18 protein-coding genes and 1 tRNA gene are annotated in these 24628 nt (G+C 74.0%); 17 read left to right on the top strand and 2 right to left on the bottom strand.

Features of this window, described 5'->3' with window-relative positions; all coding sequences use genetic code 11:
• The first annotated feature begins 138 nt into the window (after window positions 1–138).
• From bldG to AB0K43_RS20715, 4 genes are all read left to right on the top strand, one after another.
• The gene (gene bldG / locus AB0K43_RS20700; RefSeq protein ID WP_018562186.1) at window positions 139–480 is read left to right on the top strand and encodes an anti-sigma factor antagonist BldG; all 342 of its coding nucleotides are present in this window, start codon (window positions 139–141) and stop codon (window positions 478–480) included.
• A 132-nt stretch (window positions 481–612) separates the two neighbouring features.
• Window positions 613–1038 carry an ATP-binding protein gene (locus AB0K43_RS20705; RefSeq protein WP_363641764.1) on the top strand — a complete coding sequence of 142 codons (426 nt, stop codon included), beginning with the start codon at window positions 613–615 and terminating at the stop codon, window positions 1036–1038.
• 349 nt (window positions 1039–1387) lie between these two features.
• Window positions 1388–2047, top strand: a complete 660-nt coding sequence (locus AB0K43_RS20710) for a small secreted protein (RefSeq protein ID WP_363641766.1) — start codon at window positions 1388–1390, stop codon at window positions 2045–2047.
• Window positions 2048–2098: 51 nt separating this feature from the next.
• Window positions 2099–3634 carry a class I SAM-dependent methyltransferase gene (locus AB0K43_RS20715; RefSeq protein ID WP_363641768.1) on the top strand — a complete coding sequence of 512 codons (1536 nt, stop codon included), beginning with the start codon at window positions 2099–2101 and terminating at the stop codon, window positions 3632–3634.
• A gap of 62 nt (window positions 3635–3696) precedes the next feature.
• On the opposite strand, the gene AB0K43_RS20720 is transcribed toward AB0K43_RS20715, so the two are convergent.
• Complete coding sequence (locus AB0K43_RS20720) at window positions 3697–4332, bottom strand: hypothetical protein (RefSeq protein WP_363641770.1); 636 nt, start codon at window positions 4330–4332, stop codon at window positions 3697–3699.
• A gap of 330 nt (window positions 4333–4662) precedes the next feature.
• Here AB0K43_RS20720 and AB0K43_RS20725 point away from each other — a divergent pair, with 330 nt between their 5' ends.
• From AB0K43_RS20725 to AB0K43_RS20765, 9 genes are all read left to right on the top strand, one after another.
• Window positions 4663–5199 (top strand): DUF3592 domain-containing protein, encoded by a 537-nt coding sequence (locus AB0K43_RS20725; protein ID WP_363641772.1) that lies wholly within the window; start codon window positions 4663–4665, stop codon window positions 5197–5199.
• Between the two features lie 349 nt (window positions 5200–5548).
• Window positions 5549–8416 carry a type I DNA topoisomerase gene (gene topA, locus AB0K43_RS20730; protein WP_363641774.1) on the top strand — a complete coding sequence of 956 codons (2868 nt, stop codon included), beginning with the start codon at window positions 5549–5551 and terminating at the stop codon, window positions 8414–8416.
• 124 nt (window positions 8417–8540) lie between these two features.
• Window positions 8541–11801 carry a dTMP kinase gene (gene tmk, locus AB0K43_RS20735; protein WP_363641776.1) on the top strand — a complete coding sequence of 1087 codons (3261 nt, stop codon included), beginning with the start codon at window positions 8541–8543 and terminating at the stop codon, window positions 11799–11801.
• 133 nt (window positions 11802–11934) lie between these two features.
• Entirely contained in the window at window positions 11935–13149 is a 1215-nt protein-coding gene (locus AB0K43_RS20740; RefSeq protein ID WP_363641778.1) for a DNA polymerase III subunit delta', read from the top strand.
• 198 nt (window positions 13150–13347) lie between these two features.
• Window positions 13348–14424 carry a hypothetical protein gene (locus AB0K43_RS20745; RefSeq protein WP_363641780.1) on the top strand — a complete coding sequence of 359 codons (1077 nt, stop codon included), beginning with the start codon at window positions 13348–13350 and terminating at the stop codon, window positions 14422–14424.
• A 180-nt stretch (window positions 14425–14604) separates the two neighbouring features.
• Window positions 14605–16206, top strand: a complete 1602-nt coding sequence (locus AB0K43_RS20750) for an alpha/beta hydrolase (protein WP_363641782.1) — start codon at window positions 14605–14607, stop codon at window positions 16204–16206.
• 91 nt (window positions 16207–16297) lie between these two features.
• Window positions 16298–16966 (top strand): leucine efflux protein LeuE, encoded by a 669-nt coding sequence (leuE, locus tag AB0K43_RS20755; RefSeq protein ID WP_363641784.1) that lies wholly within the window; start codon window positions 16298–16300, stop codon window positions 16964–16966.
• Window positions 16967–17091: 125 nt separating this feature from the next.
• Window positions 17092–17165 (top strand) — tRNA-Thr (locus AB0K43_RS20760).
• A gap of 236 nt (window positions 17166–17401) precedes the next feature.
• Window positions 17402–19231 (top strand): hypothetical protein, encoded by a 1830-nt coding sequence (locus AB0K43_RS20765; protein ID WP_363641786.1) that lies wholly within the window; start codon window positions 17402–17404, stop codon window positions 19229–19231.
• 68 nt (window positions 19232–19299) lie between these two features.
• On the opposite strand, the gene AB0K43_RS20770 is transcribed toward AB0K43_RS20765, so the two are convergent.
• On the bottom strand, window positions 19300–21279 hold the full coding sequence (locus AB0K43_RS20770; protein ID WP_363641788.1) for an ABC transporter ATP-binding protein: 1980 nt from the start codon (window positions 21277–21279) through the stop codon (window positions 19300–19302).
• A gap of 442 nt (window positions 21280–21721) precedes the next feature.
• On the opposite strand from AB0K43_RS20770, the gene AB0K43_RS20775 reads away from it, so the two are divergent.
• The 4 genes from AB0K43_RS20775 to AB0K43_RS20790 all read left to right on the top strand — a co-directional run bounded on the left by AB0K43_RS20775 (window position 21722) and on the right by AB0K43_RS20790 (window position 24610).
• Window positions 21722–22066 carry a hypothetical protein gene (locus AB0K43_RS20775; RefSeq protein WP_363641790.1) on the top strand — a complete coding sequence of 115 codons (345 nt, stop codon included), beginning with the start codon at window positions 21722–21724 and terminating at the stop codon, window positions 22064–22066.
• Complete coding sequence (locus AB0K43_RS20780; RefSeq protein WP_363641792.1) at window positions 22036–22464, top strand: hypothetical protein; 429 nt, start codon at window positions 22036–22038, stop codon at window positions 22462–22464. Before AB0K43_RS20775 ends, AB0K43_RS20780 begins: the two co-directional genes overlap by 31 nt.
• A 342-nt stretch (window positions 22465–22806) precedes the next feature.
• On the top strand, window positions 22807–23829 hold the full coding sequence (locus tag AB0K43_RS20785; RefSeq protein ID WP_363641794.1) for a substrate-binding domain-containing protein: 1023 nt from the start codon (window positions 22807–22809) through the stop codon (window positions 23827–23829).
• A 175-nt stretch (window positions 23830–24004) separates the two neighbouring features.
• Window positions 24005–24610 carry a hypothetical protein gene (locus AB0K43_RS20790; protein WP_363641796.1) on the top strand — a complete coding sequence of 202 codons (606 nt, stop codon included), beginning with the start codon at window positions 24005–24007 and terminating at the stop codon, window positions 24608–24610.
• Window positions 24611–24628 lie beyond the last annotated feature (18 nt).

Below are 24628 nucleotides of genomic sequence, written 5' to 3' on the forward strand. Positions count from 1 at the left end.
CCGTGACGGCCGCATGGCCGAGGGTCGCAATGCCGAGGCCGAGCCACGGCTTGCTACGCCCCTGGCCTGCGACCACGCGGTGGCGGCCACCTGGCCGAAGATCGCAATGACGTAGCAAGGCAAGGTGCTGGAGGTTCCGTGGACCTGTCCCTGTCGACCCGTACAGTCGGCGATCGCACGGTCGTCGAGGTTGGCGGCGAGATCGATGTGTACACCGCCCCGAAGCTGCGCGAGCAGCTGGTCGAGCTCGTCAACGACGGCAGCTACCACCTGGTCGTCGACATGGAAGGCGTCGACTTCCTCGACTCGACCGGTCTCGGCGTTCTGGTCGGTGGCCTGAAGCGGGTGCGGGCGCACGAGGGCTCGCTTCGCCTGGTGTGCAACCAGGAGCGCATCCTCAAGATCTTCCGGATCACCGGTCTGACCAAGGTGTTCCCGATCCACACTTCGGTGGACGAGGCCGTCGCGGCGACCGACTGATCGCTTTCCGGTTACCGGTGGGGCCGTGTTTCCGCGGCCCCGCCGGTCCGGGATGCCGACACTGCCCGTGCGGCGGTCGGGAGCCGGTGTGCTCCGGGCCGGCCGTCGGGAGCAAACCCCGGAGGGGGATAGATGGCAACCGTCGAACTTCGATTCAGCGCGCTTCCCGGCCATGTGCGTACGGCCCGGCTGGTGGCAGCGGCTGTGGCGAGACGTGTCGGGGTCGACGAGTCGGTACTGGACGAGGTCCGGCTTGCGGTCGGCGAGGCCTGTTCACGGGCCGTCGGCCTGCACCAGCGCGGTGGCGTCGAGGGGACGGTCCGGGTCGCGCTCACCGAGCAGGAGAAGCGTTTCCTCATCGAGGTCGAGGATGAGGCCGGGCCGATCGGCCGCCCTGCCGAAGGCACGGGTGCCGATGGTGAGCCCGAGGTGGGCGAGGAAGATCTCGGCCTTGCGGTGATCACCGGGCTGGTCGAGGAGGTCGAGGTCGGCAACGGCGCCGAGGGCGGGCTGATCCGGATGAGCTGGCCGATCGCCAACGTGCCGGTCGAGGCCTGAGCGCGCAGCCGACTCCCCACCCCGGTACGCCTGGGTTCCGGTCGGCCCAGCGTGGCCGCGCGATCTCGTTGACACACTTGTTGAGGCAGGGGTTGCCTGCTCTCCGGCGCGATCGGTGACACTTCACCATGTTCGGAGAGGGACCTCCCCGTGCGGTGACGCAATCTCCGGCCTGCCGGGCAGGCCACCGCCCCGCTGCGGCGCCCGTCGCGGCCCCGAGCCACCCCGGTGCCCAGCAGCCGGCTGGCCGCGCCTGATCGCCCGGCCGTCCGCCCCGGCCGGTGCGGCGGAGGCGGGCGGCCGTGTAGGTTCGCTGGTCGATGACCCGGACCGCCGAAAGGGCCCACTGGTGAACAAGCGACTGCTGGCCGTGACCACACTCGGTGCGGTTCTCGCGCTCGGCGCCGCCGCGTGCACGGAGGACAACACCGCAGAGCTGGGCAACTGGGCGAAGGGCGTCTGCGACGCGGCCCAGGCCCCGATCGCGCAGTCCAGGACCGCCCTCGCGGACACCGCCAAGGTGCAACCCGACGAGGCCCCGGCCGACCTGCAGAAGCGGCTCTCCGCGGACCTGGCCGCGCTCGGGAAGACCAACCAGGAGCTGGCCGACGCCATCGACAAGGCGGGCGCGCCCAAGGTCGACGACGGCGGGACGGTCCAGAAGGACGCCGTCGGTGAGTTGAAGCAGGCGGCCCAGGGCTACCAGGACGCGCAGAAGAAGCTCGACGGGCTGTCCAACACCGACCAGGCGAAGTTCGCGGACGGCTTGCGCAGCGTCGGTGACCAGGTGCAGCGGCTGTCGCAGCTGTCCACCCAGGCGATGGGCCGGCTGCAGAGCGGCACGCTCGGCGACGCGATGAAGAAGCAGCCGGGCTGCAAGGCCGCAGCCCCCGGCGCCGGCGGCACCGCCCCGGCCGGGGCCGCGCCCGCGTCCCCGGACGCGTCCGGCGCTCCCGCCGGCGGGGCGGCCACCGCCCCGCCCGCCTCCTCGGCGTCCCCCACCGGCTGAGCCTCGGCCTGCGCGCGCAACCGGTGGCGGGCGGCGGGGGACAATGGCGGGGTGACCAGTAGCCCCACTCTTGACCCCGCCCGCCTCGCCAAGCTCCGCGAGGCGCTGCTCGCCGCCTCGTTCACCGCAGACGGGTGCCTGGACCTGCTCGGGCCGACCGGCTATGCGGCCCTGGCCCGCAGCGAGGCGGTGCCCGCGCTCCGGGCCACCCGCGGCGGCACGCCGCTGGAGACGCTGGTACGGCTCTTCCTGCTGCAGCAGCCCGTGCCGTACGCGGCCGCCGAGGCCGCGCTGCCGGTGACGGACTGCCTCGCCGACGGCTGGCTGGCGCAGGACGGCGGCGAGCTGCGGGCGACCGTCGACATCCGCCCGTACGCCAACGAGGTGGCCGGCCTGGACAGTGCGGACGCCTGGGTGGTCTCCGACCTCGGCTGCGCCGTCGGCGGCGCCGGCGGGATCGGCTCCGGGGAGACGGCGGCCGGGGTGGCCCGCAAGGACCTGGTGCTCGGCGTCGGCGGCGCCTCGACCACGCTCGCCAACCTGACCGTGCGCCGGCCGGTCCGCTCGGTGCTGGACCTCGGGTCCGGCTCGGGCGTGCAGGCGCTGCACGCGGCCCGACACGCCCAGCGCGTCACCGCCACCGACCTCAACCCGCGGGCGCTCCACTTCACCCGGCTGACCCTGGCGCTCTCCGGCTTCGACCACACGGAGGTGATCGAGGGCAGCCTGTTCGAGCCGGTGGCCGGGCGCAGGTTCGACCTGATCGTCTCCAACCCGCCGTTCGTGATCTCGCCCGGCAGCCGCTTCGTCTACCGCGACGGCGGGATGGCCGGCGACGACCTGTGCCGGGCCGTGGTGCGCAACGCCGCGGCGCACCTGGAACCCGGCGGCTACTGCCACCTGCTGGCGAACTGGCAGCACGTCAAGGGCCAGGACTGGCATGACCGCCTGGCCGGCTGGGTGGCCGGCACCGGGCTGGACGCCTGGGTGGTGCAGCGTCAGGTCCAGGACGTCGCCGAGTACGCCGAGCTCTGGCTGCGTGACGGCGGCGACCACCGCGGCCCCGGCTCCGACTACCAGGCCCGCTACGGCGAGTGGCTGGACGCCTTCGAGGAGGCCGAGGTCGAGGGCATCGGCTTCGGCTGGATCACGCTGCGGGCCGGCGGCGCGGCCGACCCCGCGGTACGGGTCGAGGAGTGGCCGCACCCGGTCGAGCAGCCGCTCGGCCCGCACATCGACGGCTGGTTCGCCCGGCAGGACTTCCTGCGCACCCACGACGACGCGGCCCTGCTGGCGGCGAGGTACGTGCTGGTGGACGAGGTGGTCCAGGAACAGGTCGGCGCGCCCGGCGCGGAGGACCCGGAACACGTGATCCTCCGTCACAACCGGGGCATGCGGCGGGCCACCAAGGTGGACACCGTCGGCGCCGGGTTCGTCGGCGTCTGCGACGGCACGCTGGCCGCCGGGGAGATCGTCGACGCGATCGCCCAGTTGCTCGGTGAGGACCGGGTGGTGCTGCGCGACCGGGTGCCGGAGTCGCTGCGGATGCTCACCGAGCAGGGATTCATCGAGCCCGTCACGGCCTGACGGGCGGCGGCCTGACCGCCGTCGATCTGACCGCCGTCGGCCTGACCGCCGGCGCCGGGGGCTCAGGGGTGGAACAGCTCGGCGATCGCGGTGACCCGGCCGGAACCGTCCACCGTGATGTCGTAGTTGTCCCCGTAGCACTGCTCGTCCTCGACGTGCGCACGGCAGGCGTCGAGGTGCTTGACCAGCGCCGGCAGCGTGACGCTGCGCAGGCCGGAGCCGGAGCCGAGGTCGACCACGGTAGCGGTGGCGCCGGGGGCGATCCGGTACGCGCCGGCGGGCCCGGTCGCGCTGTAGTAGCCGTCGTTGTCGACCTCGGGGCCGCAGATGAAGACGGTCTTCTGGGCGGTCAGCTCGGCAGCCGAGGCCGCCGTGACGTGCACCACCTGGTGGCCCGGGTGCTGGGCGGCCGCGGTGCAGTCCGGGGCGGGGGCGGTGGAGGCCTTCCCGGTGGCTTTCCCGGTCGCCTTCCCGGTGGCCTTGCCACTGGGCGTGGCGCCGGGCTTTCCGGTGCCGCCGGTCGTCGCGGAGGGGTGCGCGGTGGCGCCGGCGCTGCCGGTCGGCGAGGCGGAGGTGGTCGCCGAGGCGGTCACGGCGCCACCGGTGCCGGTGTCGGCGCCCTCGGGGTCGCAGGCGGTGAGCCCCAGCACGGTGGTGGCCAGCAGTGCGGTGACGGCGATGAGGCGGTGTCCGGACATGGCGTGTCCCCCTGTGGATGGCTCGGCCGCACCCCGCGGTCGCGGTCCGATGTCCAGGAGGACGGGGCCCGGATCGGCCGGGTTGCGGCAGTTGCGGGCCTGTGACGTGACGGTCACGCGGGTCGCCGCGCCCGTGCCGGGTGGGGCCGGTGGGGCGGGTGACGTACCGTCATGGCGGCGCCGGTCGCCCGGATGCGCCCGCCCGGGTGGGATCGTTCACCTTTCGGATGCCCAGGTGTTCCCCGCCGTCCTTCGAACGTCGGTGCGGGGTTGTCCGCGGCCTGCGATTCTCTGTCCACAGCTTGTGGACAGAGGGCCGAGGGGGCCGTGGTGGAGGAGCCGACGGCGCTGGCGGCGGGGGTCGTGCTCGCCGCGTTCGGCAGCGCACTCCTGCTCTGGTGCGCCGCCGAACTGCGTCTTCGCCACCGCCTCCGCCGGCACGGCGTGCGGGTCACCGCCCGGGTGGTGGCGGACCGCGACCCGGGCGGCGCCCCTCGGCTGGAGCCCTACGGCGACGCCTTCGGCGAGCTCGACAGCGCGCCGCTGCTCGCCTACCCGGTGACCGCCCGCACCGACGGCGGCACGCTGCGTGCCGTCTCCGATGTGCACGCCGGCGGCCCGGCCGCTGCCGACCGGCCGGGCACGGTCCTGGCCCGGCCCCGCGGGCACACCCCGCTGCGCCGCCCGGCCCGGCTGGTGCCCGGGACGAACGTGCAGGTCGCCTACGATGCACGACGGCCCGGCCGGGTCGTGCTGGCCGGTGCGGACGCGGCGTCGGCCCTGCTCAGCGACCTCTTCTGGGCCCTGCTCGGCACTAGCGCGCTGGCCGGCGGGCTCAGCCTGCTCGGCGCCGCGCTCACCCGCTGACCCGCGCCGTCCGGCCTGCGCGACGCCCCCGCCCCGGCTGAGCATCCGTCAGCCATCGAGCTGCCGAATCCGGCCGCCGAAGCGCCCCGCGAGCCCTCCGTGGGAGGGGAAAGCCTCATCTGCGCAGCGCAAAGGCACGGCATCGGGTTACCGTTCGAGTGGCGTCGGTCGGCCTAGCCGGTGAAAAAACTGGATCCGTCCGTTTGACAAGGGTGGCCAGGGTACGGTCACACTCCGCTGGTGGGGCCGTCGCACAGCGGCTGCCCCGGTCGGCGGCTGGGCGGGTGAAATCCCTCCTCCTGCCGGCCGCGCCGCCAGCACAGATAACGACCGGGAGAGAAGAGCGAAGGTGTCCCCGAGCAGCGAGACCGCGCACGGCAAGCGACTCGTCATCGTCGAGTCGCCGGCCAAGGCGAAGACGATCAAGGGCTACCTTGGCCCCGGCTACATCGTCGAGGCCAGCGTCGGGCACATCCGCGACCTGCCCGGCACGGCCGCCGAGGTCCCGGACAAGTACACCGGCGAGGTGCGCCGCCTCGGGGTCGACGTCGACCACGACTTCGCACCCATCTATGTGGTGAACGCGGACAAGAAGTCCCAGGTCACCAAGTTGAAGTCGCTGCTCGCCGAATCCGACGAGCTCTTCCTGGCCACCGATGAGGACCGCGAGGGCGAGGCGATCGCCTGGCACCTGCGTGAGGTGCTCAAGCCCAAGGTGCCGGTGCACCGGATGGTCTTCCACGAGATCACCAAGGACGCCATCCAGGAGGCCGTGCGCAACCCGCGGGAGCTGAACCAGCGCCTGGTGGACGCCCAGGAGACCCGCCGCATCCTCGACCGCCTCTACGGCTACGAGGTCTCGCCGGTGCTGTGGAAGAAGGTCATGCCGAAGCTCTCGGCGGGCCGGGTGCAGTCCGTCGCGACCCGCCTGGTGGTCGAGCGCGAGCGGGAGCGGATGGCCTTCCGGTCCGCCTCGTACTGGGACCTGGTGGGCACCTTCGGCACCGGTCGGACGGCCGCCGACGCCGCCAACCCGGAGACCTTCGGCGCCCGGCTGGTCTCGGTCGACGGCAAGCGGGTCGCCACCGGCCGGGACTTCGGCCAGGACGGCCGGCTGAAGACCGCCAACACCCTGCACCTCGACGAGCAGGCCGCCCGCACGCTGGCCGCCGGCCTGGAGCAGACCGCGTTCTCGGTCCGCAGCGTCGAGTCCAAGCCGTACCGCCGCTCGCCGTACGCGCCGTTCCGCACCACCACGCTGCAGCAGGAGGCCAGCCGCAAGCTGGGCTTCGGCGCCAAGCGGACCATGCAGGTGGCCCAGAAGCTGTACGAGAACGGCTTCATCACCTATATGCGTACCGACTCCACCACGCTGTCGGAGACGGCGGTCTCGGCCGCCCGCGCCCAGGTCACCCAGCTCTACGGGGCGAACTACCTGCCGGACGCGCCGCGCACCTACGCCAGCAAGGTGAAGAACGCCCAGGAGGCGCACGAGGCGATCCGTCCCTCCGGCGACCGCTTCCGCACCCCGGCCGAGACCGGCCTCGGCGGCGACGACTTCCGGCTCTACGAGCTGATCTGGATGCGCACCGTCGCCTCCCAGATGAAGGACGCCGTCGGCCAGTCGGTCACCGTCAAGGTGGGCGGCCGCTCCGCGGACGGCCGGGACGCCGAGTTCTCCGCCTCCGGCAAGATCATCACCTTCCACGGCTTCCTGAAGGCCTACGTCGAGGGTGCCGACGACCCGAACGCCGAGCTGGACGACCGCGAGCGCCGGCTGCCCCAGGTGACCGAGGGCGACCCGCTGGCCGCCGAGCAGCTCACCCCCGAGGGCCACGCCACCAAGCCGCCGGCCCGCTACACCGAGGCCTCGCTGGTCAAGGAGCTGGAGGACCGCGAGATCGGCCGCCCCTCCACCTACGCCTCGATCATCGACACGATCATCAACCGCAAGTACGTCTTCAAGAAGGGCACGGCGCTCGTCCCGTCCTTCCTGTCCTTCGCGGTGGTCAACCTGCTGGAGAAGCACTTCGGCCGGCTGGTCGACTACGACTTCACCGCCCGGATGGAGGACGACCTCGACCGGATCGCCGCGGGCGAGGCGCAGTCCGTGCCGTGGCTGAAGCGCTTCTACTTCGGCGAGGGCGAGGGGCTCACCGCGGGCGGTGCGGCCGACGCGGGCAACGGCGACGGCGACCACCTCGGCGGCCTCAAGGAGCTGGTCACCGACCTCGGCGCGATCGACGCCCGGGAGATCAGCTCGTTCCCGCTGAACGACGAGATCACCCTGCGGGTCGGCCGCTACGGCCCGTACGTGGAGAAGGCCTCGCCGGTCGAGGGCGAGCCCGGTCAGCGCGCCGACATCCCGGACGAGCTGCCGCCGGACGAGCTCACCGTCGAGCTGGCCGAGGAGCTGCTGGCCAAGCCGAGCGGCGACTTCGAGCTGGGCGCCGACCCGGTCAGCGGGAACATGCTGGTCGCCAAGGACGGCCGGTACGGCCCGTACGTGACCGAGATCCTCCCCGAGGGCACCCCGAAGACCGGCAAGAACGCGGTCAAGCCGCGGACGGCCTCGCTGTTCAAGACGATGTCGCTGGACACCGTGACCCTGGAGGACGCGCTCAGGCTGCTCTCGCTGCCGCGGGTGGTCGGCGCCGACGCCGAGGGCCAGGAGATCACCGCGCAGAACGGCCGCTACGGCCCGTACCTCAAGCGCGGCACCGACTCCCGCTCGCTGACCAGCGAGGACCAGTTGTTCACGGTCACCCTGGACGAGGCGCTGGCGATCTACGCCCAGCCCAAGCAGCGCGGCCGGGCCGCCGCCGCGCCGCCGCTCAAGGAGCTCGGCAACGACCCGGTCAGCGAGCGTCCGGTGGTCGTCAAGGACGGCCGCTTCGGCCCGTACGTGACCGATGGCGAGACCAACGCGACGCTCCGCAAGGACGACGACGTGGAGACCATCACGCCGGAGCGCGGCTACGAGCTGCTGGCCGAGAAGCGGGCCCGCGGGCCGGTGAAGAAGACCGCCAAGAAGGCGCCCGCGAAGAAGGCGACGGCCACCAAGACGGCCACCAAGACGGCGGCCAAGAAGACCGTGGCGAAGAAGGCCACCGCCGCCAAGAAGACCACCACGGCCAAGACGGCGGCCGCCAAGAAGACCGCCACGGCGAAGAAGGCCGCGGCCGGCAAGGTCTCCTCGGAGTCCGAGGAGAGCTGATCGTGTTCGAATCGCGGGCCCGTGCCGTCGGCACGGGCCCGCGGTGCGTCACAACCCTGTCATGAGCCGCCCCAGGGGGCCCGCGGCCCCTACTGGCGCCTGCCCCGACCGCTACGCTGACGGTATGACGAGCGAGGAGCAGCCCACCAACCGCACTGGCGTGCCCGACCTGCCCGACGTGGCCCCGGCCGGCACCCCCGGCGAGCGGGCCCGAGCGCTGCTGCGGCTGCGCCCGTACCGCCGGCTGTGGACGGCGCAGCTGGTCGGCGGCACCGCCGACCGGCTCGGCCTGCTGGTGCTGCTGCCGCTGACGGTGATCGCCGCGGTGCTGGGCGGCCAGTTCGGGCACGGCTACCGGCAGCTGGCCCTGGCGCTGGCCGCCGTGTTCGGTGCCCGACTGCTGGCCACCCTGCTGTTCGGGGTGCTGCTGCTCGGGCCGGTGCACAAGCTGGCCGGCGGCAGGCTGGACGGGCGCTGGACGCTGTTCGGCGCCGACGCCCTGCGGGCCGTGCTGATCGGCATCGCACCCTGGTGGATCACCTGGGCGCCCGGGTCGGCCGTCTGGCCGCTGCTCGCCACCGCCTTCGCGGCCGGTGCCGCCGAGCGGATCTGGACCATCGGCAAGGCCGCCGCCGTGCCCGGTCTGCTGCCGCCCGCCGACCCGTACGCACCCGCGGCCGAGCGCCGGCCCTCCGCCGCCGGCCTGGACGCGGTCCGGACCTTGGACGGCCGCACCGGCTGGGCCACCGTCCCGCTGGCCGCCGCCGCGCTGGTCCTGCTCACCCTGCTGAACAACGTCTTCGCCGCCGTGGGCTCGCACTGGCTGCGGGCCAACCAGGCCACCTCGGCCGCGGTCGGCGCGGCCCTGCTGTTCGCCGCCTCCGCCGTGCTGATCTACCTTCAGCAGCTGCCCTCGGCCGGCCCGATCGCCCCGCGCTCCCCGCTGCAGGGCCTGCGCGCCCCCACCGACGCGGCCCCCGGCGGCTCGGCGCTGCGCAAGGGCCGCACCGGCTCCGCCCCCTACTTCACCTTCGCGGTCGCCGCCGCCTACGCCACCATGGCCGGGGTCGCGGCGCTCGGGCTGCTCACCGCCGTCGACCACCGGGCCGGCCCGATCGGCTACGGGCTGCTGGTGCTCGCCGCGGCCGGCGCCCCGGCGCTCGGGGTCCGGCTGAGCCGGGCCACCCTGCCCGCGCTCTCCCGGCGCCGGCTGCTCGCGCTGGCCCTGCTGGTCGAGGGCGTCACGCTGATCCTGGCCGGCCTGGTGCTGGACTTCGTGCTGGTGCTGCTGCTCACCGTGCTGGCCGGCCTGGCCGCCGGGGTGGTGGTGGCCACCGGGCGCACCCTGCTGGCGCAGGAGATCGAGGAAGTCCGGCTGCCCAAGGTCACCGAGCACCTGTACGCGGTGCTGCGGACCGTGGTGGCCGCCGCGCTGGTCGGCCTGCCGCTGATCGCCGCCGCCTACGGCGAGGTCGAGTACGGCGAGGTCCGGCCGGGCGGCTTCACCTTCATCCACGGCGGCGCCGCGCTGGCGGTCTCCACCGCCGGACTGCTCACCCTGGTGCTGGCCGCCGTGGTGCTGCTGAAGACCGACGACCGGCGCGGCAGCGTGCCGCTCGGCCGGGAGCTGGTCCAGGCCCTGCGCGGTGCCAGCACGGTCGCACCGCACCGCACCACCGGCACCGGCTTCTTCATCGCCCTGGAGGGCGGCGACGGCGCCGGCAAGTCCACCCAGTCGCAGGCTCTGGCGGAGTGGATCCGCAGCAAGGGCCACGAGGTGGTGCTGACCCGCGAGCCCGGCGGCAGCCCGATCGGGCAGCGGCTTCGCTCCCTGGTCCTGGACGTCGGCAACACCGGCCTCTCGCACCGTGCCGAGGCGCTGATCTACGCGGCCGACCGGGCCGAGCACGTGGAGAACGTGATCCGTCCCGCGCTGGCCCGCGGCGCGGTGGTGATCACCGACCGGTACATGGACTCCTCGATCGCCTACCAGGGCGCCGGCCGGGACCTGGCCGCGACCGAGGTCGCCCGGATCTCGCGCTGGGCGACCGGCGGGCTGGTCCCCGACCTGACCGTGGTGCTGGACGTCGACCCGGGTGCGGCCCGCGAGCGCTTCACCGAGGCGCTGGACCGGCTGGAGTCCGAGCCGACCGAGTTCCACCAGCGGGTCCGGGCCGGCTTCCTGGCCCTGGCCGCGGCCGACCCGGCCCGCTACCTGGTGGTCGACGGCAGCCAGCCGGCCGCCACGGTGACCACCGCGATCCGCCACCGGCTCGACCGCGAGCTGCCGCTCTCCGACCAGGAGCGCGCCGCCAAGGCCGAGCAGGACCGCCTGGCCCGCGAGGAGGCCGCGCGCCGGGTCGCCGAGGAGGCCCGCAAGCAGGCCGAGGAGGCGGAGAGCGAACGCAAGCGGCAGGAGCTGCTGGAGCAGCTGCGCGCCGAGCAGGCCGAGAAGGACCGCCTCGCCAAGCTGGAGGCCGAGCGGGTCGCCGCCGAGGCCGCCCGCCGGGCGGCGGAGGAGGCCCGGCTCAAGGAGGCCGAGGAGGCCCGGGTGCGGGCCGAGGCGGAGGCCGCCCGTCGGGCCGCCGAGGAGGCCCGGCTGGCCGTCGCGGCCGAGGAGCGCAAGCGGCAGGAGGCGGAGGCCGCCGCCCAGGCCGAGCTCCAGCGCCAGCGGGAGTTGCAGCGGGAGGAGCAGCGCCGCCGGGCGGAGGAGGCGTTGCAGCGGGCCGAGGAGGCGCGGCTGCGGGCCGCGGCTGCCGCGGCCGAGGCGGCTGCGGCCGCCACCCCGGCGCCTGTGGCGGCCCCGGTCGCCGAGGACGAGGACGAGGCCGTGACGGCGGAGCTGCCGCAGGCGGCACCCGAGGAGACGACCCAGGAGATCTCGGAGGAGCAGCGCGCCGCCGCCGTCCGGGCCGCGGCCGAGCGCACCTCGGTCCTGCCCAAGGTGCCGGCCGTGGACCGGACCGCGGTGCTGCCGAAGGTCGCGTCGGCCGACGAGACGGCGGTGCTGCCGCCCGTCCCGCCGGCGGCGCAGGACCGGGCAGCTCAGGACCGGGAGGCCAAGGACCGGGCAGCTCAGGATCGGGAGCCGAAGGACCGGACGGCGCAGGATCGGACGGCCCAGGACCGGGTGCCGCCCGGCCTGTGGCGGGACGAGCCGCAGGCCGAGGCCGGCCCGTCGGAGGTCGACACCACCCGGGAGCTGCCGGCCGTCGAGCCGCGCCAGCGCCCCGACTGGGCGGAGGAGACCCCGATGGACGATCTGCCGAGCCTGACGGACACCCTGCTCGGCTCCCGCGACGAGTGGTCGCACTGGGAGCCGGCCGACCATCAGCCCGAGCCCGAGGAGCCGCGCGGCCTGTTCCGCAAGCGCCGCCGGGACTGATCGGCTCCCTGGCCACCGGGCCCGGCCCCGCACCCGCGGGGCCGGGCCCGTCCGCTTCGCCCGGTGGCGGGGCGGTGTCCTGGCCGGGGGTTAGGCTCGGTGGGCAGACGGGGTCGGCGGCAGGGAGCGCGGCGTGAGTGTGTGGGACGACCTGGTCGGCCAGGACCGGGTGGTGGAGCAGCTGGAGGCGGCCGCCCGGGCCGCGCGCGCGACCGTGGTGGCGGGCCGGGGCTCGGCCGGCCCCGAGCCCGGCGCGAACGCCTCGCTGATGACGCACGCCTGGCTGTTCACCGGTCCGCCGGGAGCCGGCCAGATCACCGCGGCCCGGGCGTTCGCCGCGGCGCTCCAGTGCACCAGCCCCGACCTGGAACTCGGCGGCACCCCCGGCTGCGGCTTCTGCGACGGCTGCCACACCGTGCTCGCCGGCAGCCACGCGGACGTGAAGTACGTCCGCACCGACGGCCTGTCGATCGGGGTCGGCGACATGCGGGCCCTGGTGCTGCGGGCCGCCAGCTACCCGACCGGCGGCCGGTGGTCGGTGATCCTCGTGGACGCCGCCCACCGCCTTACCGAGGCCGCCGCCAACGCCCTGCTCAAGGGGGTCGAGGAGCCTTCGCCGCGCACGGTCTGGCTGCTCTGCGCCCCGTCCGTGCAGGACGTGCTGCCGACCATCCGCTCGCGCTGCCGCCTGCTGGTGCTGCGCACCCCGACGGCCGAGGCGGTGGCCGACATGCTGGTCCGCCGCGACGGTGTCGAGCCGGCGACGGCGCGGGTGGCGGCGCTGGCCGGCCAGGGCGACATCGACCGGGCCCGCCGGCTGGCGGTCGACGACCAGGCCAGGGCCCGGCGCGCGGACGTGCTGCGGATCCCGCTGGAGGTCGGCGACCTGGGCGGCTGCCTGCTGGCCGCGCAGCGGCTGGTGGACACCGCGAAGGCCGACGCGGACGCGCTCGCCGAGACCCAGGACGCCAAGGAGACCGGCGACCTCCGGGCCGCGTACGGAGCGGCCGAGGGCAGCCGGGCGCCGCGCGGGATGGCCGGTGCGGTCAAGGAGCTGGAGAAGCGGCAGAAGAGCCGGGCCACGCGGACCCGCCGGGAGACCCTGGGCACCGCCCTCAACGACCTGCTCGGCTTCTACCGGGACGTGCTCGCCGTCCAGCTCGGCGCCACCGGCCCGCTGGCCAACGAGGACCAGCGCCCGGCCGTCGGCAGGATCGCGGGCGCCGGGGTGCCCGAGCAGACCCTGCGGCGGATCGAGGCGGTCCTGCAGTGCCGGAAGGCGCTGGACCGCAACGTCGACCCGCTGCTCGCCGTCGAGGCCATGACGGTGGCACTGCGCGCGGGGTGAGGCGGGCTCCGGCGGAGGAGGGCGGCTCCGTCGCCGGATCGGCCGAGGAACCGGGTGACGGATCGTCGGCTCGCTCGTTCGAGTGAACGTCGCCCGCCGCCCGTCCGGCCCGGGCCCGCTCGGAGGGCTCGTCTTGCACCCTGAGGGCTGAGCCCGCCGCGGTACCGGCGGCCGGTCCTCCTCCGAGGTGGTGCGCCCATGCTCCGTCCGCTCCTCGTGGTGCCCCTGGTGGTCGCGGCACTGGCCGGCGGCTGGCTGGCCCGGGCCGCGCTGCTGCGCTGGCGCGACCTGCGGGCCGCCCAGACGTACGAGCTCGCGGCCGAGCAGCGGCCGATGCTGCTGCGGGCCGGCGGCGCGGTGGTCTGCGGGATGTGCGTGACCGCGCTGGCCGTCGTGGTGGCGCTGGGCGCCCGGCCGGCGGCGAGCGTGGCCGACGAGACCCCGGTCGCCGCCACGCCCAGGCCGGCCGCGCCGCCGGCCTCGTCCGCCGCCACGCCCGAGCTGCCGCCGGTGGTCACCCACTTCGAGTCGGTCGGGCACCCGGCCGGCGGCGACCTGGCGGAGGCGGTGGTGGCGGCCCCCGACGGGCGGCCGCGCAAGGTCCGGGTCTGGGTGCCGGCCGAGTACAAGGCGGATCCGAAGGCCGTGTTCCCGGTGATCGTGCTGCACTCGGGCACCGCCGGCCGGACCGCCGACGCCGAGCTCCCGGACGTGTTCGAAGGCGTCTCCTCGGCGGTGAAGCTCGGCAAGGCCAAGCCGTTCGTGGTGGTCGCCCCCGAGGCGCCGAACGGCACCGGGCACCCGTGCGACCTGCTGGCCGCGGCCCCGCAGGCGGTGGCGGACGACGCCGCCTTGCGCGCCGCCGTGACCGGCGCCTTCCGCACCGCGCCGGCCGGGCCCGGCGGTTGGGGGGTGCTCGGGGTCGAGGGCGGTGCGCCCTGCGCCGCGGCCGCCGGACTGACCAGGCCGGATCTGTACGGCGCCGCCGCCGCTGTCTCCGGTCGCTACGACGCGCCCGCCCTCGCCACGGCGGGCGCCGAGTCGGCGGGGAACGCCTCCACCCGGCTGCTGCTCGCCGCCGCCAAGGGTGACGCCCCTGGCCTGGCCGCCGCGCGCAAGCTCCAGTCCACCCTGCGCGGCGGCAAGGGCCGGGCGGCCGGGGCCGATGTGCGGATCTCCGACATCGTGGAGGACTTCGCGCCGGACCGGGAGCGGATGCGGCTGGTCCGGGTCGCGGTGCAGTACCTCGCGGAGATGCTGGCCAAGCAGGCCTGACCCGGATGCGCGCGCCGTCCGGGTGCCGTCGGACCCCCGTCCGGGTGCCGTCCCGGACCGGCCGGTCCGCCTCCGGCTAGGCTCGGGAGGGCCGACGGGTGATCACACCCGGCCGGCCGGGGGCACGGACCGGCGCGAGCGGGGTCGGCGCCCCGCACCGGCGCCCGAGGGAGACAGACGATGCGAGCTACCAGGCCCCTGCGAAGGCTCGCCCCCGTGGCCGCCGCCGTGAGCCTGCTGCTGGCGGTCGGCTGCACCTCCGGCGCCACGACCTCGCCGGTGGACGGCTCCGGCTCCTCCGCCGACGGCTTCGGTGCCGCCGCTCCCGCCGGGGCGGCCCCCGGGGCGACGCCGCTGGAGCCGCTGCCCGCCGAGATCCCGCCGGCGCTGGACCGGTACTACACCCAGCAGCTCGGCTGGCAGAGCTGCGACGGCGATTTCGAGTGCACCACCTTCAAGGTGCCGCTCGACTACGCCGCCCCGGACACCGGCGACCTCACCCTCACCGCCGCCCGCAAGCGCAGCACCGGTGGCGGTGAGCGGCTCGGCTCGCTGCTGATCAACCCGGGCGGCCCCGGCGGCTCCGCCGTCGAGTACATGGAGGGCGCCTCCCGCAGCCTGGACCCCAAGATCCGGGCCGGCTACGACCTGGTCGGCCTCGATCCGCGCGGGGTCGGCCGCTCCAGCCCGGTCAGCTGTCTGGCCGGCGGCCGGATGGACGCCTTCACCGCCACCGACATCACCCCCGACGACCAGGCAGAGGTGGACGCCCTGGTGGCCGCCGACAAGGAGTTCGCGGAGGGCTGCCGCCAGCACTCCGGCGCGGTCCTCGGCCACGTCGGCACGGTCGAGGCGGCGCGGGACATGGACGTGCTGCGGGCCCTGCTCGGCGACCGCAAGCTGAACTACCTCGGCAAGTCCTACGGCACCTTCCTCGGTGCCACCTACGCAGGGCTCTACCCGACCCGGGTCGGCCGGATGGTGCTGGACGGCGCGATGGACCCGTCGCTGGACTCCGCGGCCGGCAACAAGGGTCAGGCCGCCGGGTTCGAGACCGCCTGGTCGGCCTTCGCCAAGGACTGCGTCAAGCGCGAGGACTGCCCGCTCGGCTCCAGCGAGGAGGAGGCCGGCCGGCAGCTCACCGCCCTGTTCCGGCAGATCGACGGGCACCCGCTGCCGACCGAGTCCGGCCGCACGCTCACCGAGTCGCTGGCCACCACCGGGACGATCCAGGCGATGTACGCGGAGTTCCTCTGGCCGCAGCTGCGCGGCGCGGTCAGCGACGCGAAGGCGGGGGACGGCACCGCGCTGCTCAAGCTCTCCGACAGCTACTACGAGCGGCAGCCCGACGGCTCGTACCCCAACCTGATGTTCGCCAACATGGCGGTCAACTGCCTCGACCTGCCGCCGGCCTTCGCCGACCCGGCGGCGGTGCAGGCCGCGGTGCCCGAATTCGAGCGCACCGCACCGCAGTTCGGCCGGGACATGGCCTGGATGGCGCTGGGCTGCGCGTACTGGCCGGTCAAGGCCACCGGGGCCGCGCACACGGTGCGGGCCGCCGGGGCCGGCCCGATCGTGGTGGTCGGCACCACCCGGGACCCGGCCACCCCGTACGACTGGGCCCGGTCGCTGGCCGGGCAGTTGGAGTCCGGGCGGCTGCTGACGTACGAGGGCGACGGCCACACCGCGTACGGGCGGCACAGCGAGTGCATCGACTCGGCGGTCAACGGCTACCTGCTGGGTGGGGACGCACCGGCGAACGGGACGCGCTGCGGCAAGTGAGGCCGCGGAGGCGACAGGAGCGTTTCGGCTCCACGGTCCTTCTGGTTAGCATGGTGCGCCTCGTCCCCGCGTCTGCTGTAGGAGCGCACCCGTGCTCGGAGTCAACGACCTCGCGACGTACATCCTCGGCGCCCTGGTGATCATCCTGCTGCCCGGCCCGAACTCGCTGTATGTCCTCTCCGTGGCCGCCCGCAAGGGCGTCCGTACCGGCTACCGGGCCGCCGCCGGTGTCTTCATCGGCGACTTCACGCTGATCAGCCTGACCTCGCTGGGCGCCGCCTCGCTGCTGAAGGCGAACCCCGCGGTGTTCGCGGTGGTGCGGTTCGGCGGCGCGGCCTACCTGCTGTGGATCGGCTTCGGCATGCTCCGGGCCGCCCGGCAGCTGTGGCTCGAGCGGCGGGCGGCGGGCGCCGGCGCGGCGGAGCCCGAGCCGGAGCCGGCTCCGGCGGGCGCGGACACCGAGCGGCCGATGCGGCGGGCGCTGCTGATAAGCCTGCTCAACCCGAAGGCGATCCTCTTCCTGCTCTCCTTCTTCACCCAGTTCGTCGACCCCGGCTATGCGCAGCCGGTGTTCTCCTTCGCACTGCTCGGCGGGATCCTGCAGGCCTTCAGCCTGCTCTACCTGTCCATGCTGATCTTCGCGGGGACCGCCCTGGCCACCGCCTTCCGCCGCCGCAAGCGGCTGTCCGCCGGGCTGACCGGAAGCGTCGCCGTGCTGTTCGCCGGCTTCGCGGCCAAGCTGGCGGTCTCCTCCGCCTGAGCCCGGCCCCGCCGCCCGGCCCGGCTGGGGGCCGGTACGGATCACGGTCGGAAACTGTGTAGACTGACCCGCGTTGTTGGTGCGAAGCTCGGCCCCCCGGGGCAGGTAGCGAACCCGGCAGCGGTGCCGCCTTAGCTCAGCTGGCCAGAGCAACGCACTCGTAATGCGTAGGTCGCGGGTTCGAATCCCGCAGGCGGCTCAGGCTTGAAAGGCCCGGTCGGATTCATCCGGCCGGGCCTTTTGCTGTGCGTATCCAGCCGCGGGGCGGGTGGTGGTGGCGGAGGTGCGGCCGTCGGGGTGACTGTGGGACGGGTCATGACAGGCTGGGGTTAGGTGGGAGCCTAGCGTGACCGTATGACTACAGAACGTTCTCTCGGTTCGGTCGGGGGGCCGGCCGTGTCCGCCGGGGCCCGGCGAGGTGGGTTTGCGGCGGCGGTGTCCGTGCTGGCCCTCGCGTTGCTCACGCTGGTCGCGGCCATCACGCCGGCCGCCGCCGCGCGCCGTGACGGTGGCAGCGTGACGGTGGACTTCGTCAACAACAGCGACCGCGATCTGGTCGGGCTGACGATCACCGTGCCGCACGGGTGCGTGGTCCCGTTCGCGCCGGCGCGGATCGATGCGGGGACCACCGGGCACTGGACCGCGACCTCGTGCGGCGACCCCGCCGGGACCGAGGGGACGCTCGTCTACCAGGTGGCCGGCGAGGCTGCCACCGGGACGGCCCGGGTCGGGTGGAACGTCCCGTTCGACGGTCCGAACACCTACACCCAGACCGCGCCGACCGGGTACGTGGCGGGGCACAGCGGTGGGGACGGCGCCGGGGCGACCGTCCAGTTCACCTTCGACTGCAACTCCACCACCTGCGACGGGATCCCCGACGACTGGAAGCGCAACGGCGTCACCATCACCCCGGGTGACGGCAGCCCGGCGAAGTTCATCGACCTGCCCGCGATGGGGGCCAAGGTCGACAAGCCGGACATCTTCGTCCAGCTCGACTGGATGGCCGACGCGACCCACAGCCACAAGCTCGACGCCGCGGCCATCAAGCGGGTGGTCGACTCCTTCGCGAACTCGCCGTTCAACCGGCACTCGCCGACCACCGGCATCAACCTGCACGTCGACGCGGGGCCGGACAGCATCCTCGACTTCGCCACCAACAAGACCTGGGGCACCCTCAGCCGGGCCAAGCAGCAGACCGAGGCCGCCAACCTCGGCACGGCGGACGCCAACAAGATGTACCAGTGGAACGCCTTCAACACCCTGAAGTCGGCCACCGGCGGCTTCGTCAGCACCGGGCGGTCGTCGATCTTCCACTACGCGGTCTCGGCCCACAACCTGCAGCCCGGGGCCACCTTCAGCGGCATCTCCGCCGGCAGCCCGGGCAGCGACTTCATCGTCAGCCTGGGCAGCTTCGCCAACTCGGTGGGCACGGTCAACGAGCAGGCCGGCACGTTCATGCACGAGCTGGGCCACAACCTCGGCCTGCTGCACGGTGGGAGCGGCGACCTGCCGAACCACAAGCCGCAGTACTTCAGCGTGATGAACTACTCGTACCAGATGGGCCTGACCGCCGGGACCACCAGCGGGCTGGTCGACTTCTCGCGCCAGCAGGTCCCGCTGAACGAGAACACCCTGAACGAGCGGCAGTACCCGCCCACCAGCAAGGGCTACGACGTCAGCCACTACTGCCCGAACGTGAACGGCCAGGGCCGGTTCGTCACGGTGCCGTCGAGCACCGGTGAGGTCGACTGGGACTGCGACGGAATGATCAGCCGGGCCACGGTGGCCTTCGACACCAACAACGACCAGCAGCGCACCACGCTCGGCGGCTTCGACGACTGGAGCGCCGTCCAGCTGCGCGGCGGATCGATCAGCCACCCCGGCAGCCCGGCCGGCGTTCCGGCGCCGACCTTCGAGGACGAGCTGACCATGGAGGAGGCCGCGATGGAGGTGCCGGTGGACACCACGCCGCCGGTCACCACCGCGCAGACCCACCCGCACGGTGGCAAGCACGGGGTCTTCCACGAGGACGTCACCGTCACCCTCACCGCGACGGACGACGTGTCCGGCGTGGCCAGGACGGAGTACAACCTCGACGGGGCGGGCTGGACGCAGTACACCGGCCCGGTCACGGTGAGCGGGGACGGGGAGCACACCCTGCTGTACCGCTCGATCGACCACGCGCAGAACCAGGAGGCGGACCGGTCGCTGACCTTCCGGATCGACTGCGCCGAAGGGGACTGGCACCGCACGCCCACGGGCTGACGGACCGCTGTGCGAAACCCCCGGGCCGATCGTCGGCCCGGGGGTTTCGCGTCCCGCCGGGGCGGGGTTCAGGCGCTCGCGTCCCGCTGGGCGGGGACCTGGCCGCGGTCGCGCTGCAGCAGCCAGAGCTCGCGGAACAGGCCGGGCTCGGCGGTCAACCGGGCGTAGCTGCCGGTCTGCACGATCCGGCCCCTGCGCATCACCACGATCCGGTCGGCCACCGCCGCGTTGATCAGGTTGTGGGTGACCAGGATGACCGCGCGGCGCTCGGCCAGCGCGCGCAGGCTGTGGAAGATCCGGTGCTCCACCCGGGCGTCCAGGTCGGAGGTCGGCTCGTCCAGGACCAGCAGGCCCGCCTCCCGGTGCAGCGCCCGGGCGACCGCGATCCGCTGCCACTGCCCGCTGCTCAGCTCGACCCCGCCCCACCACTCCCGGGCCAGCAGGGTGTCCAGGCCCGAACGCAGCCCGCGGATCACCTCGTCCGCACCGCTGCGCGCGGCGGCGGCCATGACCGCCTCGTCACCGCCGCGCAGCGACTGCCCGAGCTGGATGTTGTCCCGGGCGGTGAGCGGCCAGCGGGCGAACTCCTGCGGCACCACCGCGGTGCGCCGCCAGGCGGCCCGGGCGTCCAGCTCGCGGGTGGGCACGCCGTCCCAGAGCACCTCGCCGCCGTGCGGCAGGTTGAGGGCCGCCAGGCACTTCATCAGGGTGGTCTTGCCCGAGCCGTTCTCCCCGATCAGGGCGACGATCTCGCCGCGGGCCAGGGTGAGCGAGACGCCGTCCAGCGCCGGGCGGTCGGCTCCCGGGTAGGTGTAGCGCAGGTCGCGGACCTCGACCAGGTCCGGGCCCTCGGGCTCGATGGTGCCGCGGTCGATCCGGTGGCCGCCGGCCAGCTCCACGAACTCGGCCCAGTCGTCCAGGTACAGGCCGAGCCGGTACAGCCGGGCGCCGAAGCCGACGATGCCCTGCAGACCGGTGGCCGCCGCGCGCAGTCCGATCACGGCGGTGCCCGCGGAGGCGACGCTCATCCGGCCGCTGGTGAGCAGCCAGGCGAGCACGGCCCAGACGGTCAGCGAGGCGAGTCCGCCGGCCAGGGCGCCGGTCAGGCCGATCCGGGCACCGGCCTGGCGGTAGCGGCCGAGCAGGAACTCCGCGACGGTGTCGGACCTGACCTGGTCGGCGGTGGTCTTGTCGACCAGGAACCAGCGCAGCAGGCCGAGCAGCCGGCGGTCCTCCAGGGTGGCCAGCATGCCCAGGTAGTGCACCCGGGCGGAGCGGACGGCGGCCAGTCCGGACGGGACGGACGCGGCCACCAGGAAGGGCAGCAGCAGCGGGTGCAGGACGGTGAGCACCGAGGCGGCGGTCAGCAGGGAGACGGCGGAGGAGATCAGGTTCTGGGCGTCCCCGATCAGGTCCTTGGAGACGTCCGCGCCGCGGTCGGCGGCATCCCACTTGTCGTTGTAGCCCGGGGTGTCGTACGCGGCCAGTTCGGCCGAGGTGGCGGCCTCCAGCAGGGTCAGCTCGCCCTCGCGGCCGATCCTGGGGGCCAGCCGCTCGGAGAGGCCGGCGATGGCCACCCCGAACAGCGCCCGCAGCCCGGTGGCCAGGCCGAGCACGGCGAGGGAGGGCGCCGCCTCGCCGAAGTGGTCGGCGATCCGGCCGGCGGCGACCAGCCGGATGGTCTCGGTGGTGGCGACCAGGGCGATCGCGCCGAGGACGCCGGAGAGGGCTTGGAGGACCAGCAGCAGGACGGTGCAGATCCGGTCCACCCGCCAGGCCAGCGCGAAGGAGCGGCGGACCAGTTGGGGCAGCCGGCGGCTCATCGCCAGCACCGACATCGGTTGCAGGTTCTGGATCCGGCGCTCGCTGGGGAACCGGAGTCTGAGGCTCTCCTCGTTCTCCTTCTCGGCCTCGGCATCGGCATCGGCATCGGCCTCGGCCTCGGCCTCGGTCGGTCCGGGACGGTCGCAGGTGGATCCGGCGTGTGCATCGTGTGCGCTGCGCTCGGAGTGGACGCCGGTCTCGCTGTGCTCGGGCTGTTCGGGCATGGAGCTCCTCGGGTACCCGCAGGGGAGGGGGGAGGGGTGCGGCCCCGATCCTGGCAGTGCTCGCCGAGCGTGCTCGGCGTGTCTTCGGCGAGGTCACCCGTTGTGGCCAAAACCGTTTCGCGCACGGCGAGTTGACTGGCCATCGGGTCGAGACGGGGAGGCCCGGGCGGGTCGGGAGCCGGAGGATGATCGGTCAGATTAATGCGGGGGAACTTCCCGGGGAAGAAGCGTGGTTGGGGCCCGATCGAGCTTCCTGCTCCCGGTATGCACACGTAGCTTTGACCTGATTGGTCATGTCTTCACAAAGGTCCGCGCGTGCGCCGCCGCCGTCCGGGAGCGCTCCCGCGCGCGGCCGGGCCGCGGGCCCCTACCCCCGGGGGCGGCAGTGGATGGTCCGGCACTCGAACGGCGTGGCGGCGGGAGTGCGGCGCGCTGGGAGGGCTTGCAGGCGGAACGTGCGCCCGGCGGGCGCTTCCACTGGCAGCTCAAGGCGCCCAACGGACGGGTGGTGGCGGTCTCCCCGCCGGTCTTCGACTCCGTGGCGGACGCCGAGCGCGGGTTCGCCGACCTGGTCGCCACGGGCCCGGCGCTGGTGGCCCGGATCACCCACGTCCGGGAGGGCCTGGGCTGGGTGTGGGTGGTCCCGGGGCCGCGGGGCAACCCGCTGGTGCGCTCCCATCGGGCGTACGAACGCTATGCCACCTGCCAGAGCGCTTTTCGAAGATTCGTGGCCTTACTCGCCAGGCAGGCCGAGGAGTGGCGGGCCTCGCCCGGGTCGCCGCGGTGACCGCGGCGCGCCGGCCGCGACTGCTGGCGACCCAGGGTGCCGACGGGACGGTCGGCTGGACGCTGAGCGCGGCGAACGGACGCCGGCTGGCCTGCTCCGCCCGGCCCTACCGGGCCGAGGAGGAACTCCTTTCCTCCCTGCGGGAGTTGCTGGTGGAGCGGGCCGCGCTCCGGTACCAGCTCGCCCAGGGCGGCCCGCACCTGTGGGTGTGGACGGCCTGCCTGCCGGTGCGCAGTACCCGGCCGGGGGCGGAAGGGCCCGAGCCGATCGCCCGCAGTGCTCGCGGGTACCTGCGGCGGGACCAGTGCCGGCAGGGCATCGAGAGTTTCCGCGCCGCTCTCCAGCAGTTGGAGTACGGGCTGCGCCTGCCCGGCCCGCCCGACCGTTGGCCCTGGTGAGAGCCGTCGGCCGGGCCGGTGCGGTGCGCGGCGGTGGCCGTGAGATGACCGGCCGCCCCCCGAGTCGCCACCGGGAGAAGAACGGTGCCGCGCCCACGCTGCCGCCTGATGGGACGTCAGGCGTGGTCGGTGATCGGCGCTGAGCTGCGGTGACGCGCTCCGTCCGGCCCGTCCACGCCTGCTGGTGGGCGAACCGGGCACGTGCGGGCGGCACTTCCCGGCCGTGGGCGCTCCCGCAAGTATCGGTGCCGCCGGGGGCCGCACACGGGCCGCCGGCGCCGCGGACCCTCCCCGGGTCCGAGGTCACGCGATGTACGTCTCTCCCACCGGAGGAAGAGGAACATGCGTCACACCGCCGCCAAGCTGCTCGCCGCCACCGCGATCACCGCCTCGCTCGCGACCGTCGCGGTCACCCCCGCCGCCGCCGACCCGGCGAGCCTGCCGGCCGCCGGCTCGATCGTGGGCGTGGGTTCGGACACCACGCAGGCCCTGTACAACCAGTTCTCCACTGACTACAACGCCTTCCTGACGAGCAGCGGCAGCACCGCGCCGCGCCTCTACAGCTGGGACGCCACCGGTAGCTCCCCGATCACCACCAAGAGCGGCGCCACCTCCATCGCCCGCCCGAACGGCTCCGGCGCGGGCATCTCCGCGCTCAACGTGAACACCAACACCACGGTCGACTTCGCGCGCTCCTCCCGGGCCAAGCAGGCCACCGACCCGGCCGGCTTCGACTTCGTGAACCTGGCCAAGGACGCGGTGTCCTGGTCCGCCAAGGCGGGCGGCAACGCCCCGGCGAACCTGACCACCGCCGACCTGGTGGCCATCTACTCCTGCACCAAGACCAACTGGAACCAGATCTCGGCCTCGCTGCCGAACGCCACCATCAAGCCGTACCTGCCGCAGGCCTCCTCCGGCACCCGCTCCTTCTTCCTGACCGCGATCAACGGTGGCGGCACCGCCCTCACTCCGGGCGCCTGCGTGGTGACCGGCCCCGAGGAGAACGAGGGCACCGACGCCGCGCTGAACGACGCCAACGTGGTCTTCCCCTACTCGGTCGGCCACTACGTGGGCCAGCTGAACGGCCACAACACCGTCACCGACAACGTCGGCGTCCTGACCGTCCGCCAGGTGAACGGTGTCAACCCGCTGACCGCGACCAACACCCTGAACCCGGCCTTCGCCGCGGGTTCGTACGGCCGGGTGCTGTACACGGTCGTCCGCGACACCGAGTTCGGCGTGGGCAGCCAGCTGCGTGCCGTCTTCGGCCAGAGCGGCTGGGTGTGCAGCGCGACCGGTGGCAAGGCCTCCATCACCAGCTACGGCTTCCTGAACCTGCCGGGCACCGCCTGCGGCACGTTCTGACCCACGGGTTCCGCCCACCGCACCGCACGGTAACGCCCTGCACGGCACCTCACCGGTCCCGTCCGCCGCACGGCCAGCAGGCCGTGCGGCGGACGGGACCGGCACCGCACCGGCTCAGTACGCCAGCAACCCCGGGACCCGCGCAGCGGGCCCCAGTAGTCGAGGAGACCCGCCGATGTCCCGTCCCGCCGCCCGCCCCGCCGTCCGGATCGCTGCCGGCGTCGCCACCCTGGCGCTCGCCGCCGGTGCGGTGGCCGCCACCCCCGTCGCGGCCGTGGCCGCCACCCCGGCCTCCGGCAGCGTCGTGGTGAACGAGAGCAACACCTTCTTCCAGCAGGCCGCGCTGGCGGGCATCATCGCCCTGCCGCTGCCCTCGGGCACGGGCTCGTACGACGGGACCACCGGGCTCTCCGCGACCTTTCCGGTCACCGGTGGTGTCGCCGACATCCCGCAGTTCTACGGCAACATCGAGCTCGGCGGCAGCCTCCTGGTGATCGACGTGAAGACCGGCCGCTCCCTGGTCTTCAAGCAGCTGGCGTTCAGCGTGGACAGCTGGCAGCTGACCGGTGTCCCGGCCGGCGCCACCACCCCGATCGCGCTGGCCGACCCGGCCGGGGACGCCCGGGTCACCCGTACCGGCACCCTGCAGACCCTGACCTCGGCGGACCTGACCATCGACGCCCAGGCCGCCCAGCTGCTCGACCAGAAGCTGAACACCACCTTCTTCGCCGAGGGCCGGTCGATCGGCTCGCTCGCGGTGAACTTCACCCCGGCCTCCTGAACCGCCGGTCCGCCGAAC

This window comes from Kitasatospora sp. NPDC049258 (assembly GCF_040678895.1).
GTDB lineage: Bacteria > Actinomycetota > Actinomycetes > Streptomycetales > Streptomycetaceae > Kitasatospora.

Excerpts from the sequence above, each read along its gene's own strand:
- AB0K43_RS20705 (WP_363641764.1), top strand. The coding sequence starts at position 613 with ATGGCAACCGTCGAACTTCGATTCAGCGCGCTTCCCGGCCATGTGCGT.
- AB0K43_RS20720 (WP_363641770.1), bottom strand. The coding sequence starts at position 4,332 with ATGTCCGGACACCGCCTCATCGCCGTCACCGCACTGCTGGCCACCACC.
- tmk (WP_363641776.1), top strand. The coding sequence starts at position 8,541 with ATGACGAGCGAGGAGCAGCCCACCAACCGCACTGGCGTGCCCGACCTG.
- AB0K43_RS20745 (WP_363641780.1), top strand. The coding sequence starts at position 13,348 with ATGCTCCGTCCGCTCCTCGTGGTGCCCCTGGTGGTCGCGGCACTGGCC.
- AB0K43_RS20750 (WP_363641782.1), top strand. The coding sequence starts at position 14,605 with ATGCGAGCTACCAGGCCCCTGCGAAGGCTCGCCCCCGTGGCCGCCGCC.
- AB0K43_RS20770 (WP_363641788.1), bottom strand. The coding sequence starts at position 21,279 with ATGCCCGAACAGCCCGAGCACAGCGAGACCGGCGTCCACTCCGAGCGC.
- AB0K43_RS20785 (WP_363641794.1), top strand. The coding sequence starts at position 22,807 with ATGCGTCACACCGCCGCCAAGCTGCTCGCCGCCACCGCGATCACCGCC.
- AB0K43_RS20790 (WP_363641796.1), top strand. The coding sequence starts at position 24,005 with ATGTCCCGTCCCGCCGCCCGCCCCGCCGTCCGGATCGCTGCCGGCGTC.